The sequence below is a fragment of the Bradyrhizobium sp. USDA 223 genome (assembly GCF_044909005.1).
Lineage (GTDB): Bacteria > Pseudomonadota > Alphaproteobacteria > Rhizobiales > Xanthobacteraceae > Bradyrhizobium > Bradyrhizobium yuanmingense.
In genome coordinates this window covers 4092199-4104749 of the sequence record NZ_JBIYDR010000001.1, presented here as the reverse complement: position 1 = coordinate 4104749, position 12551 = coordinate 4092199, and the positions used below count along the sequence as shown (strand labels likewise).

The window sequence follows — 12551 nt, the reverse complement described above, 5'->3', positions numbered from 1 at the left end:
CGTCATGCAGGTCACGCGCGATTTCTCTCATTACGTCCGCGATGCGGGCGAGGGCCTCCGTCACATCGATCTCGCGGTCGAGGGCGTTCACTGCGCCGGCTGCATGGCCAAGATCGAGCGCGGGCTCTCGGCGATCCCTGACGTCACCCTGGCCCGAGTCAACCTCACCGACCGCCGCGTCGCGCTGGAATGGAAGGCGGGTACGCTCGATCCCGGCCGCTTCATCGATCGCCTCGAGGAGCTCGGCTACAAGGCCTATCCGTTCGAGACCGAGAGCGCGGAGGTCGCCGAGGTCGCCGAATCCCGCTTCCTGCTGCGCTGCCTCGGCGTCGCCGCCTTCGCCACCATGAACGTGATGATGCTGTCGATCCCGGTGTGGTCCGGCAACGTCTCGGACATGCTGCCGGAGCAGCGCGATTTCTTCCACTGGCTGTCGGCGCTGATCGCGCTGCCGGCGGCGGCCTATGCCGGCCAGCCGTTCTTCCGCTCGGCCTGGCGCGCGCTGTCGGCCAAGACCACCAACATGGACGTGCCCATCTCGATCGGCGTGATCCTGGCGCTCGGCATGTCCGTGGTCGAGACCATCCATCACGCCGAGCACGCCTATTTCGACGCGGCGATCATGCTGCTGACCTTCCTCCTGGTCGGCCGCTTCCTCGACCAGAACATGCGGCGGCGGACCCGCGCGGTCGCGGGCAATCTCGCCGCGCTGAAGGCGGAGACGGCGGCGAAGTTCGTCGGGCCCGACGAGATCTCGCAGGTGCCGGTGGCCGCGATCAATCCCGGCGACATCGTGCTGCTCCGGCCCGGCGAGCGCTGCGCGGTCGACGGCACCGTGATCGAAGGCCGTTCCGAGATCGACCAGAGCCTGATCACCGGCGAGACGCTCTATGTCACGGCCGAGCAGGGCACGCCGGTCTATGCGGGATCGATGAACATCTCCGGCACGTTGCGGGTGCGGGTCTCGGCGGCGTCCGAGGCGACGCTGCTCGCCGAGATCACGCGGCTGCTCGACAATGCGCTCCAGGCGCGCTCGCGCTACATGCGCCTCGCCGACCGGGCCTCGCGGCTTTATGCGCCGGTCGTGCATGCGACCGCGCTTCTGACCATTCTCGGCTGGGTCGTCGCCGGTGCGAGCTGGCACGATGCGATCGTGACCGGCGTCGCCGTGCTGATCATCACCTGTCCCTGCGCGCTCGGGCTCGCAATCCCGACGGTGCAGACCGTCGCCTCGGGTGCGATGTTCAAGGCCGGTGTTCTGCTCAATGCGGGCGATGCGATCGAGCGGCTGGCCGAAGCCAATCATGTCATCTTCGACAAGACCGGCACGCTGACGCTGCCCGAGCTCGAAGTCATGAATGCCGCCGACATCCCCGCCGAAATCTTCGAGCTCGCCGGCCGGCTCGCACTCTCGAGCCATCACCCCGTGGCCGCCGCCGTCGCTCAAGCTGCCGTTGCGAAGTCTCCGATCCTCAGTGCGGTGGAGGAAGCCGGGCAGGGTGTCCGCGCGACCGTCGATGGCGTCGAGCTTCGCCTCGGCCGTCCCTCCTTCTGCGGTGCCGAGGCGCTGGTCGGCAGCGCCTTGGTCGATCCCGAAGCTTCCATCGTCGCGTTCAGCAAGGGCAGCGAAAGATTCATCCTCTCGGTTCGCCAGGGCCTGCGGCCCGATGCCAAGGCGGTGATCGCGGCTCTGAAGGCGCGCAACATCGGCATCGAGATCCTGTCGGGCGATCGCGAGCCGGCGGTGAAGGCCGCGGCCCAAGCGCTCGACATCCCCGAGTGGCGCACCGGCGTCACCCCGGCCGACAAGATCGCGCGGATCGAGGAGCTGAAACGGCGCGACGCGAAAGTGCTGATGGTGGGCGACGGCATGAACGATGCGCCCTCGCTTGCGGCGGCCCATGTCTCGATGTCGCCGATCTCGGCCGCGCATCTCAGCCAGGCCACCGCCGATCTCGTCTTCCTCGGCCGGCCGCTGGCGCCGGTGGTTGCCGCCATTGACGCCTCGCGCAAGGCGCTGCATTTGATGCGGCAGAACCTCTGGCTTGCGATCGGCTACAATGTGCTCGCGGTCCCGGTTGCGATCAGCGGCGTCGTGACGCCGCTGATCGCCGCTGCCGCCATGAGCGGATCGTCGATCCTGGTGATGCTGAACTCGCTGCGCGCCCGCAGCGCCTCGCGGGAGATCGTATAATGGAGATCCTGGTCATCCTGGTCCCGCTGGCCCTGATGCTCGGAGGTGCCGGTCTCGTCGCTTTCCTCTGGTCGCTCAGGAGCGGCCAGTACGACGATCTCGACGGCGCCGCCTGGCGCGCGATCGCTGACGACGAGCCGCCGCAAGAAGCGCCGGCGAAACGCTAGCGTTTCAGGGCGAATGTAAGCAGAGCTGCGGCCGCGAGCGCCGCGCCCACGCCGAATATGCACGCCTGCCAGCCGAAAGCGTCGAACAGGCGCCCGAGCACGGCCGTACCGACCAGTCCGCCGCAGAAGTAACACGCGAGATAAGCCCCGCTGGCGATGCCGCGATTGTCGGCTGCGGCCTGTCCGACGAAACCCGTCGCAGCGGCTTGTGCGAAGAATGTGCCGACCCCGACCAGGACCATGCCGGCGAGCACCTCGCCGAGACGCGGCGCCAGCATCAAGGGCAGGCCGAGCCCGGCGACAGCGAGCGCGCCCCAGATCGTGGGTCGCGTTCCCAGCCGCGCGGCCACCTTCCCGGCCAGAAGCGTCGTGACGATCGACGGCAGGAAGACGAAATAGACGAGGCCGAGATCCATCATGCCGAGCGACAGCGGCGGCCCCACCAGCACGAAATTGACGTAGGTGAAGGTGCCGATAAAGGCGAACAGGATGCAGAAGCCGACGCCGAAAGCAGCGCGCAGCTGCGGATTGCGCCAATGCGCGATGGTGGCGGCGAGCGGCGAAGCCGCCGGCATCATCGCATGCATCGGCCGCACGCGGCCCACGGTGAAATAGACCAGCGCCGCGCCGGCAAGATTGAGCGCCGCGAAGAAATAGAAATTCCAGGCAAGACCGAGGCCATCGGCCAATGCGGCAGAGATCAGCCGGCCGACGAGGTTGCTGGCGACATTGCCGGTGATGTAGGCGGCAAACGCGCCGCCGGCGTCCGTGGCGCTGCATTGCTCGCCGAGATAGGCGAGGGTGAGCGCGAAGGCCGACGCCATGCACAGGCCCTGCGTCACCCGCAATGCGGTGAAGACGGCAAGATTGGGCGCGACGGCCAGCAGGCTGGTCGGAACCGCAAGCAGGGCCAGGCTCAGCAGGATGCCGGTTCGCCGGTCGATACGCGGACTGAAGAAGCCGACGACGAGGCTGGCTGCGGCCATGCCGAAGGTGCTGGCGTTGACGGCAAAGCCCATTGCCGCGGGTGTAACGCCGTAGTGCCGGGTCAGCGAGGGCAGGATCGCCTGCGTCGCGAAGAGATCGACGACGGTCAGGAAGGCGGTGAGGCCGATCACGAGCGAGCGAAACGCGAAGCCAGGGGAATGTGCATTCATCGTCGTCGCGGTCGGTTTGATCGATGCGGAAAGATCGGTCATGGCGCGGCACCTCGACTTGTCATTCCGGGCTGGTGCGGACGGGACGCGCAAAGCGCGGGCCGGAGCACCAGACCCGGAATCTCGAGATTCTCAGGTGCGCAATTGCGCACCGTAGTTCGATGCTGCGTATCGCCCCGGAATGACGGGGGCAGGGATGGACACACTACATATGCTTGTCGTTGGGATCCTTGCGGACGTCGCCGACATAGAGAATGACCGTCTCCTTGCCGAGGTTCTTCCACCAGTGCGACGTGCCGTGGACTTCGGGGCGGATGTCGCCGGCCTTGTGCACGATCGGGTCGACGCAGTTGGAGGCGTATTCGACGATCTCGCCCTGCTGCACGAAGATCAGGGCCGGACGGTCGTCATGGCTGTGCCAGGGCACGATGCCGCCGGGCTCGATGGTCAGCTTGCGGAAGCGCAGCTCGCGGCCCTCGATACGGGCGGGCTGCTTGCCGAGATCGATCGCGCCGAGCGTCACGTCGGTGACGCCGACCGGCTTGTAGTCGACCATCGGCTGCGCGTTCGGCTTGGTCTTGCCGGCCGGACATTCGCCGGCGAAAGCCGGCGTCGCGAATGTCAGCGCACCGAGCACGGCAACGCCTGTCCAAACCACGCGCGACATTGTGAGATGGCTAGACATGGAAAATCTCCTCTGTTGGCCGCGAGCCCTGATGGCGGCGGTCTATGGCAGGAGCTTCGTCGAGACCCCCTCCATCTTGAAATGCCGGCTTGCTTTCGATGCGATAGCCCCGCGCTATGCCGATAGGCGGCGGCTATCGAACCGATTGGGTCTCGGCATTTCCGCTTTCGCAGCATCCGGCGTCCGATGCCAGCGCGCCGGATTGCGGTCGCCCTTGCGGGCGGGCGAACCGGGAAACTAGTATCCGCCCTTAAGGAAAGCCGGAGCAGGAAGATGACGTCTCTCTCGCCAGCCGACGCCGAACAGCTCAGGCTCGCGTTCCAGCGCTGCCGCGACATGGACGGCACGCTGAACGAACAGCTCCGCGCCTATGCCGATGCGAGCCGCGAGGTCTTTCCGGCCTATGGCGAGGCGGTCGATCGCCTGGTCGCGCGATTGAACGGCAACGGCGGCGGCGAGACTGCGCCGCGCCCGGGCGATCCGATGCCGCCGTTCATGCTGCCCGACGAAGGTGGGCGTCTCGTGTCGCTGCCCTCGCTGCTGGAGCGCGGCCCCGTCGCGGTGATGTTCTTCCGCGGCCATTGGTGTCCCTATTGCCGGCTCAATGTCCGCGCCGTCGTCCAGGCGCTGGACCGCATCAACGCGATGGGGGCGCATGTAGTCGCGATCATGCCGGAGACGCAGGAATATACTGGTCAGCTCAAGGCCGAAGCTGGCGCGCCGTTTCCGATCCTGACCGATCTCGACAACGGCTATGCGCTGTCGCTCAACCTTGCGATCTGGCTCGGCGGCGAGATCCAGCAATTGCTGTCCTATCAGGACATGGCGAAATTCCACGGCAATGACGGCTGGATGCTGCCGATCCCCGCCGTGTTCGTGGTCGGACCCGACGGCATCGTGAAAGCCCGCTTCGTCGATCCGGATTTCCGCAAGCGCATGGAGATCGACGATCTGATCGAAGCGCTGGAGCGCGCGAGCCAGGAGAATTGAGCGCCGGCGCTAGCCCGCGATCTCGCGCCAGTCGGCGCCGCGCAGCATGCGCATTACGGCATTGCCCACCGCGGTGCGTTGCCGACCGGCGACGCCATAGAGATTGACGGTGCGGCGGGCGTCCAGCCCCGTGACCGCAGCGCGGGTCAGCCGCTCCGGCACGGGTGAGGTATGCGGCAACATGGCGATGCCCATCTCGGCCTCGACCAGCTCGATCAAGTCGCGCTCGTTCGAGACCTCATGACCCTGTTCGATGTCGATGCCGTGCTCGCGCAGGGTCGCGGAGATGCGGCGCGCGTGCTCGCAAAAGGTTCGGCTCAGCAGCAGCTCCGATCGCAGATCGTCCAGTTCGACCGAGCTGCGACCCGCCAGGCGGTGCCCGTCTCCGACAACGAGCTCGAAGCTCTCGGTGAACAGCGGCCACACATCCAGCCGGTCCCAGGCCTCGTCGATCTCGGCCGCGATGCCGAGCTCGGCTTCGCCCTTCTTCAGGAAGTCGCCGACCTCGCGAGCAGAGCCGCGCAGGAAGCGGAATTCGAGCCGGTTGAACTGCCGCTTGATCTCGTTGAGATGCGGAATCAGCAAAGCGAGGTCGATCGAATGCGTCAGCGCAACGCGGAGCGCACCGATCTCTCCGCTCCTGAACGAGGAGGCGAGCGAGCGCGCGCCGATGGCTGCGTCATAGCACTGCTTCAGGAGCGGATGCATGCGCTGGCCGAGCTCGGTCAATTGCGCGGCGGGGCGCTCGCGGCGGAACAGATCGCCGCCAAGCTCGGCCTCGAGCTGCTTGATCGCGCGCGTCAGCGAGGGCTGCGTGACGTTGCACTCCTCGGCCGCGCGCGTGAAGTTCAAGAGCTGCGCCACCGCGAGGAAATAGCGGACCTGGTGCATTTCCATGGATCGGCTCCCAGCAGAAATCGAACGGGAATCTAGCCGATCAGGACGGGAAATGACATCCCGCCTGCGATAGCGCCGACGTATGGACTTGGAAGCCAGCCGGCATTTCCGCAAATCCCGGAGATCCCGCACATTCCGCTTCAGCCTGGCGCGGTGTCGCGCCGAGAAGAGGTCTGGATCATGAACATCCCCATCAAGACGCAGACGTCCACTTCGTCACGCGTGCTGGCCGGCAAGGTGGCGCTTGTCACCGGGTCGACCAGCGGCATCGGTCTCGGCATCGCACGGGCCCTCGCCGCCTCCGGCGCCGACATCGTGCTCAATGGCCTTGGCGTTGCCAGCGAGATCGGCCGGACGCGCGAGCAGATCGGCGCCGAGTTCGGCGTCAAGGCCAGCTATTCGCCAGCGGACATGACGAGGCCGAAATCGATCGCCGAGATGATCGCGGCGACGGTGGCCCAATCCGGCCGGCTGGACATCCTGGTCAACAACGCCGGCATCCAGCATGTCGCGCCGCTCGACCAGTTTCCAGTCGAGAAGTGGGACCAGATCCTCGCGATCAACCTGTCCTCGGCCTTCCACACCACGCGGCTCGCGTTGCCGGCCATGCGGCAGAACGGTTTTGGCCGCATCATCAACATTGCCTCGGCGCACGGCCTGGTCGGCTCGCCGTTCAAGGTGGCCTATGTGGCGGCCAAGCACGGCATCGTCGGCCTGACCAAGGTGACGGCGCTGGAAACTGCGGAGGAAGGCATCACCTGCAACGCGGTCTGCCCCGGCTATGTCTATACCCCACTTGTCGAGGCACAGATCGACGGGCAGGCGAAGGCGCACGGCATATCGCGCGATCAGGTGATCCGCGACGTGCTGCTGGCGCAACAGCCGAACAAGCGCTTTGTCACGGTCGAGCAGCTCGGCGCGCTGGCGGTGTTCCTGTCGACGGACGCGGCGGCCTCGATCACCGGCGTTGCGCTGCCGGTCGACGGCGGTTGGACCGCGCATTGACATGGGCCGGCGCAGCAAGTCGAATACTCGAAAGGTGCAAGCTCACCAGGAGCGAGACATGGGCACGCAGGACAATTCTCAGCACAGGAAGTTCGACCTGCCGGGTCAGGTCGTGCTCGTGCTTCAGGGCGGCGGTGCGCTCGGCTCGTACCAGGCCGGGGTCTACCAGGCCCTGCACGAAGCCGGCATCGAGCCGGACTGGATCATCGGCACCTCGATCGGCGCCATCAATGCGAGCCTCATCGCGGGCAACGCGCCCGAGCACCGGCTCGCGCGCCTGCGGGAGTTCTGGAAGCGGATGGAGCAGCAGCCGATCTGGGACTGGCGCTCCGCCTTTCCCGGCTTCAACGAGAAGCTGGCCTATTGGTCGACCGTGACCCACGGCATTGCCGGTTTCTTCCGGCCCAATCCGCTGGCCCATGCCGGCGATTCCTATCCGCTGGGCGCCGATCACGCCGGCTATTATTCCACCGCGCCGCTGGAGAAGACGCTGAGCGAGCTCGTCGATTTCGATCTCGCCAACCGCTGCGCGCCGCGTCTGACGGTCGGTGCGGCTCATGTCGGCACCAGCGAAATGCGCTATTTCGACAGCCGCGACGGCGAGCTGACGGTGAAGCATGTGATGGCGTCGGGCGCGCTGCCGCCGGCTTTTCCCGCCGTGCGCATCGACGGCGAGCTCTATTGGGACGGCGGTATCCTGTCGAACACGCCGACCGAAGCGGTGTTCGACGACAATCCACGCAGGGACTCGCTGATCTTTTCCGTGCATCTGTGGAATCCGGTCGGGCCGGAGCCGACCACGATGGCGGAGGTGCTGAACCGGCACAAGGACGTGCAATATTCCAGCCGCATCGCCAGCCAGATCGTGCGACAGCAGCAGGCCCATCGTCTGCGCCATGTCATCAATCAGCTCGCGGCGCGGCTGCCCGAGAGCGAGCGCAACGATCCCGCGGTGACGGAGCTGACGAGCTACGGCTGTCCAACCCGCATGCATGTGGTGCGGCTGCTGGCGCCGCAGCTCGAGCACGAGACCCATACAAAGGATATCGACTTCAGTCCGTCCGGGATCACGCGGCGCTGGCACGCCGGCTATGCGCACACGAAGTCCGTACTGGCGCGCAAGCCCTGGATCGGCGAATTCGATCCGCTCGCCGGCGTCGTGCTGCACGAGCATATGGACGAGATGCCGATCGCGGCGGAGTGAGGACTCTGTCCGTCATAGCTTCGCACGACGATTTTGCAGGCGCGCGGTCCGGAGTATGGTTGCCGTATCTTCGTCGCGAGGCTTGCAAATGGTCGCTGAGAAAGATCTGGAGGAGTCGCTCGATACGCTGCGTGCCAATGCGGCGGGACCGGTCGCGGGCGTATTCGGTCCGGCCTCACTGACCTGGCAGATCGACCGGGAGGCCGTGCTCTTTCTCGGCGCCGGCCGTGCGCTGCTGCTGCAACTGGCCCATCCATGGGTGGCGGCGGCGATCGCCGAGCATTCGCGCACCCTCGCCGATCCGATCGGCCGCTTCCATCGCACCTTCGACATCGTCTTTACGATGGTGTTCGGCTCGCTGGACCGGGCGCTGCTGTCGTCCCGGCAGCTGCATCGGCGTCACAGCATGATCATCGGCGAGATGCCCGAGACCGTGGGGCCGTTCGCGGCCGGCTCGCGCTACTGCGCCAACGACATCCCCGCGCTGCGCTGGGTCCACGCCACGCTGGTCGAGACCGCGCTCATGGCACATGATCTGGTGCTGCCGCCACTCTCGGCGGAGGAGCGCGATCGCTATTGGAGCGAGGCCAGGCTGTACGGCGCCCTGTTCGGATTGACGGGGGATGATTTGCCGGCGGACTGGTCCGGCTTCGTCGCCTACACCAAGGCCATGGCGCAGTCGGAGGCGCTAACCGTCGGCCCTGCGGCGCGCGAGATCGCCGCGCAGATATTCAGCGGCGCGCGCCCGTGGCTGCGGCCGCCGCGCTGGTATTGCGCGCTCACCGCGAGCATGCTGCCCGAGCGCTTGCGCGCGGGCTTCGGCTTTGAGCTCGACGAGCGCGGGATCCGATCTGCCGACAACGCGCTGCGATGGATCAGGCTCGTCTATCCGAAATTGCCTGGCCGGCTGCGCTATGTCGGTCCCTACCAGGAAGCGCAGGCGCGGCTGCGGGGCGAAGCGCAGCCTGATTGGATGACGCGGTGTCTTAATCGCGCCTGGATCGGCCGTCCGCAGATGGATGTGCGCGGGAAGGGGTGACGGCCGATCGCTCGTGTCCCGGACAAGCCGCAACGCATGAGCGTTGCGGCGCAGAGCCGGGACCCAGAGGCCACGAACTCCTGTGCAGCGTGGGCCCCGGCTCAGCAGCGCACCACGTCGCAAGGGCGACGCGCTGCGCTGCGTCCGGGGCACGAGAGCGGAGTGGGGCGCGCGAGTTTCTCCGCATCGTCATTGCGAGCGCAGCGAAGCAATCCAGACTGTCACCGCTGAGGGATTCTGGATTGCTTCGTCGCTTCGCTCCTCGCAATGACGGAGAATGAGTACGCTCCTCGGGGCGCCTCATCCTCACACCGATGCCAGCTTGCGGTACAGCGCGCTGTAGCTGCCGGCCGAGACGCTCCAGGAGAACGAGCGCCCCATGGCGCTGCGGCGCATGGTGTCGAGCTGGTCGTGGGCCATGAAGGCCGAGAAGGCGCGCCGCACGCCGCCGAGGAAGGACTCGCGCGAGGGCTTCGAGAACAGGAATCCGGTCTCGCCGTCGCTGATGGTCTCGGCGAGGCCGCCGGTCTGGTGACCGATCGGCAGCGAGCCGAAGCGCTGCGCGTACATCTGGCTGAGCCCGCACGGCTCGAACCGCGACGGCATCAGGGTGAAGTCGCTGCCGGCAAAGATGCGCCGCGCCTGGGCGTCGTTGAAGCCGATCGCAACCCCGATCGCGTCGGGGCGGCGGCGGTGCGCGTCGATCAAGGCCTGCTCGAGCGCCGGCTCGCCGGAGCCGGTGACCACGATCTGCCCGCCGGCGTCGACGATCTCGTCCGCCGCTGACAGAACGAGGTCGATGCCCTTCTGGTGCACGAGGCGCGCGACGATGCCGAACATCGGTCCGCGCGAGACCGCCAGCCCGAACTGCTTGCGGACGTAATCCGCATTGGCCTTCTTGCCGACCCAGTCGCCGGCACCGAATTGCTGGGCGAGCTGGGCGCAGGAGCGCGGGTCCCAGCTCTCGTCGATGCCGTTGAGGATGCCGGTGAGCTCGGCGGCGTCCGAGCGCAGGCGGAGCAGGCCCTCCAGGCCACAGCCGAATTCGGCCGTGGTGATCTCCCGCGCATAGGTGCCGCTCACCGTGGTGAGGTGGGAGGCGTAGACGAGGCCCGCCTTGAGGAAGGAGACCTGGTCGTAGAACTCGACGCCGTCGATGTGGAAGGAGCTCTCCGGTGCGCCGATCCGCCGCAGCGAGTCCTTCGGGAAGAGGCCCTGATAGGCGAGGTTATGGATGGTCAGGATGGATGGGAGCTTGGCGCCCTGCCAGGCCAGGTAGGCCGGCACGAGCGAGGCCTGCCAGTCGTTGGCATGGATCAGGTCTGCTGCCCAATTCTTGTCCAGCTTGCCCATGGCGAGCTCAGCCGCGGCCGAGGCGAAGCGCGCGAAGCGGATGTCGTTGTCGGGCCAATCGCGCCCGAGCTCGTCGCCATAGGGGTTGCCGGGCCGGTCGTAGAGCTGCGAGCACAACAGCACATAGACCGGCAGCCCGTCCTTGGTCGCGGCACGGCCAAGCGAGCAGGCCGGCATCTCCGCGAATGCCGGACAGCGGCCAACGATCTGGATATGGGTGAGTTGCTCGATGATGTCGCGATAGCCGGGCAGCATGATCCGGATATCGGCGAAGGAGCGAAGTGCGCGGGGAAGGGCGGCGGAAACGGCGCCCAGTCCGCCGACGCGAACGAAGTCGTCCATCTCAGTGGTGACGAACAAGACCCTCAAGAACAGCCGCCCTTTTCCGATCCCGCTCGCTGCTATGCAAGAACGGGTCCAGTTGTGCTGGAATTCCAAAGCCCGCCCACGCGGCACGTCTGTTCGGTAAACACTTTCCTACTCAGCCGCCGCCCTCTAGGGTCGCCGCATCAACAACAAAGAACTTCGATGGTTCCCACGAGATCCGAGGGCGCAGGCAGGCATGCAGCTAGCAGATAAGCATGAGGGGACGACGACAAAGGCCTTCGCGGGCCTGCGGGTGCTGGATTTTTCGACCACCATCGCCGGGCCCCATTGCACACGGATGCTCGCCGACATGGGCGCCGAGGTCATCAAGATCGAGACCGATGGCGGGGAGACGATGCGGACCCGGCCTCCTCTCCGCAACGGCTGCAGCACCGCGTTCGGCCAGCTCAATGTCGGCAAGAAGAGCGTGGTCCTCGACCTCAAGTCCGAGGACGGCAAGGAGGCGGTGCGCCGGCTGGCCGCGACGTCCGACATTCTGGTCGAGAACTTCCGTCCCGGCGTGATGCGCCGCCTTCGGCTCGACTACGACAGCCTGCGTCAGGTCAACCCGAGGCTGATCTACTGCTCGATCTCGGGCTATGGCCAGACCGGCCCTTCGGCCGAGCTGCCGGCCTACGCCCCGGTGATCCACGCGGCCTCGGGCTATGACATGGCCCATCTCGCCTACCAGCCGGGCCGCAACCGTCCCGACTATTGCGGTATCTACCACGCCGACGTCGTCACCGGGACCTATGGTTTTGGCGCGATCGCGTCGGCGCTCTATCAACGCAGCGTGACGGGCGCCGGCCAGCACATCGACGTCTCCATGCTGGAAACCATGCTGTCGCTGACGCTGACCGAGCTGCAGAGCTCGCAATTCGCGGTGCCGCCGCCGCCGCGCCCCATGTTCGGGCCGACCGAGACGGCAAGCGGCTACGTCATGATCACGATCGCCAGCGAGAAGACGTTCCAGGCCCTGATGGGGGTGATCGGCCGCCCGGACTGGGTTTCCGATCCACGCTTCGCCACCTATGCCGCGCGCCGCGAGAACTGGGCCGAGCTGATGGACGGCGTCGAAATCTGGTCGCGGCAGCTTTCGACCGAGGCGTGCCTGCGCGCACTCGGGGCTGCCGGCGTGCCGGCCTCGGCCTATCGCAGCGTGTCCGAGGCCTTGGCTGATCCGCAGCTTGCGCATCGCCGTGCGCTCTCAGAGGTGCGGGACGAGGGCGGCTCATTCCAGGTGCTCAACCTGCCGTTCCGGATGTCGGGCGCTGACACGGCGCCGGCCAAGACCGTGTCCGTGCTCGGCGAGCACACCGCCGCCTTGCGCCAGGAGATCGGGCTTGCGGACGGTGGGGCAATTCCGCCAGGCAAAACGGCGGCGACATCCTGAGTCTTATCGCCGCCACATGCGGCGTTTGAACTCTCGTTCGTTCCTCTTGCCGAGGCGAGCATTTGTCGCCAAGCTCGCCTCCGAGTCATTCAACGATCCGA

At 66.6% G+C, this 12551-nt stretch carries 11 protein-coding genes; 7 read left to right on the top strand and 4 right to left on the bottom strand.

Going from position 1 to position 12551, the window contains the following annotated elements:
- Positions 1-4: 4 nt before the first annotated feature.
- Both ABIA40_RS18920 and ccoS read left to right on the top strand, forming a co-directional pair.
- Positions 5-2194, top strand: coding sequence for a cation-translocating P-type ATPase (locus tag ABIA40_RS18920; RefSeq protein WP_404542776.1), 2190 nt, complete (start codon positions 5-7; stop codon positions 2192-2194).
- Positions 2194-2361 carry a cbb3-type cytochrome oxidase assembly protein CcoS gene (ccoS, locus tag ABIA40_RS18915; RefSeq protein ID WP_008550618.1) on the top strand — a complete coding sequence of 56 codons (168 nt, stop codon included), beginning with the start codon at positions 2194-2196 and terminating at the stop codon, positions 2359-2361. The genes ABIA40_RS18920 and ccoS overlap by 1 nt, the downstream gene beginning before the upstream one ends.
- Here ccoS and ABIA40_RS18910 read toward each other — a convergent pair.
- Together ABIA40_RS18910 and ABIA40_RS18905 are read right to left on the bottom strand one after the other, a co-directional pair.
- A complete protein-coding gene (locus tag ABIA40_RS18910) occupies positions 2358-3560 on the bottom strand; it encodes an MFS transporter (RefSeq protein ID WP_404542773.1) in 1203 nt (400 codons plus the stop codon). The genes ccoS and ABIA40_RS18910 overlap by 4 nt on opposite strands.
- A 163-nt stretch (positions 3561-3723) precedes the next feature.
- Positions 3724-4203 (bottom strand): cupin domain-containing protein, encoded by a 480-nt coding sequence (locus ABIA40_RS18905; RefSeq protein ID WP_404542770.1) that lies wholly within the window; start codon positions 4201-4203, stop codon positions 3724-3726.
- A gap of 273 nt (positions 4204-4476) precedes the next feature.
- On the opposite strand from ABIA40_RS18905, the gene ABIA40_RS18900 reads away from it, so the two are divergent.
- Complete coding sequence (locus tag ABIA40_RS18900; RefSeq protein WP_404542767.1) at positions 4477-5193, top strand: peroxiredoxin-like family protein; 717 nt, start codon at positions 4477-4479, stop codon at positions 5191-5193.
- 9 nt (positions 5194-5202) lie between these two features.
- On the opposite strand, the gene ABIA40_RS18895 is transcribed toward ABIA40_RS18900, so the two are convergent.
- Positions 5203-6090 carry a LysR family transcriptional regulator gene (locus ABIA40_RS18895; RefSeq protein WP_404542764.1) on the bottom strand — a complete coding sequence of 296 codons (888 nt, stop codon included), beginning with the start codon at positions 6088-6090 and terminating at the stop codon, positions 5203-5205.
- A gap of 180 nt (positions 6091-6270) precedes the next feature.
- Here ABIA40_RS18895 and ABIA40_RS18890 point away from each other — a divergent pair, with 180 nt between their 5' ends.
- From ABIA40_RS18890 to ABIA40_RS18880, 3 genes are all read left to right on the top strand, one after another.
- Positions 6271-7095 (top strand): 3-hydroxybutyrate dehydrogenase, encoded by an 825-nt coding sequence (locus tag ABIA40_RS18890; RefSeq protein WP_404542761.1) that lies wholly within the window; start codon positions 6271-6273, stop codon positions 7093-7095.
- A gap of 58 nt (positions 7096-7153) precedes the next feature.
- Positions 7154-8299, top strand: coding sequence for a patatin-like phospholipase family protein (locus tag ABIA40_RS18885; protein WP_404542758.1), 1146 nt, complete (start codon positions 7154-7156; stop codon positions 8297-8299).
- 88 nt (positions 8300-8387) lie between these two features.
- Entirely contained in the window at positions 8388-9338 is a 951-nt protein-coding gene (locus tag ABIA40_RS18880; RefSeq protein ID WP_404542755.1) for an oxygenase MpaB family protein, read from the top strand.
- Between the two features lie 306 nt (positions 9339-9644).
- On the opposite strand, the gene glgA is transcribed toward ABIA40_RS18880, so the two are convergent.
- Positions 9645-11060, bottom strand: a complete 1416-nt coding sequence (glgA, locus tag ABIA40_RS18875; protein WP_271545533.1) for a glycogen synthase GlgA — start codon at positions 11058-11060, stop codon at positions 9645-9647.
- A gap of 193 nt (positions 11061-11253) precedes the next feature.
- On the opposite strand from glgA, the gene ABIA40_RS18870 reads away from it, so the two are divergent.
- Entirely contained in the window at positions 11254-12450 is a 1197-nt protein-coding gene (locus ABIA40_RS18870; protein ID WP_404542751.1) for a CaiB/BaiF CoA transferase family protein, read from the top strand.
- Positions 12451-12551 lie beyond the last annotated feature (101 nt).

Excerpts from the sequence above, each read along its gene's own strand:
- ABIA40_RS18920 (WP_404542776.1), top strand. The coding sequence starts at position 5 with ATGCAGGTCACGCGCGATTTCTCTCATTACGTCCGCGATGCGGGCGAG.
- ccoS (WP_008550618.1), top strand. The coding sequence starts at position 2,194 with ATGGAGATCCTGGTCATCCTGGTCCCGCTGGCCCTGATGCTCGGAGGT.
- ABIA40_RS18910 (WP_404542773.1), bottom strand. The coding sequence starts at position 3,560 with ATGACCGATCTTTCCGCATCGATCAAACCGACCGCGACGACGATGAAT.
- ABIA40_RS18905 (WP_404542770.1), bottom strand. The coding sequence starts at position 4,203 with ATGTCTAGCCATCTCACAATGTCGCGCGTGGTTTGGACAGGCGTTGCC.
- ABIA40_RS18900 (WP_404542767.1), top strand. The coding sequence starts at position 4,477 with ATGACGTCTCTCTCGCCAGCCGACGCCGAACAGCTCAGGCTCGCGTTC.
- ABIA40_RS18895 (WP_404542764.1), bottom strand. The coding sequence starts at position 6,090 with ATGGAAATGCACCAGGTCCGCTATTTCCTCGCGGTGGCGCAGCTCTTG.
- ABIA40_RS18890 (WP_404542761.1), top strand. The coding sequence starts at position 6,271 with ATGAACATCCCCATCAAGACGCAGACGTCCACTTCGTCACGCGTGCTG.
- ABIA40_RS18885 (WP_404542758.1), top strand. The coding sequence starts at position 7,154 with ATGGGCACGCAGGACAATTCTCAGCACAGGAAGTTCGACCTGCCGGGT.
- ABIA40_RS18880 (WP_404542755.1), top strand. The coding sequence starts at position 8,388 with ATGGTCGCTGAGAAAGATCTGGAGGAGTCGCTCGATACGCTGCGTGCC.
- ABIA40_RS18870 (WP_404542751.1), top strand. The coding sequence starts at position 11,254 with ATGCAGCTAGCAGATAAGCATGAGGGGACGACGACAAAGGCCTTCGCG.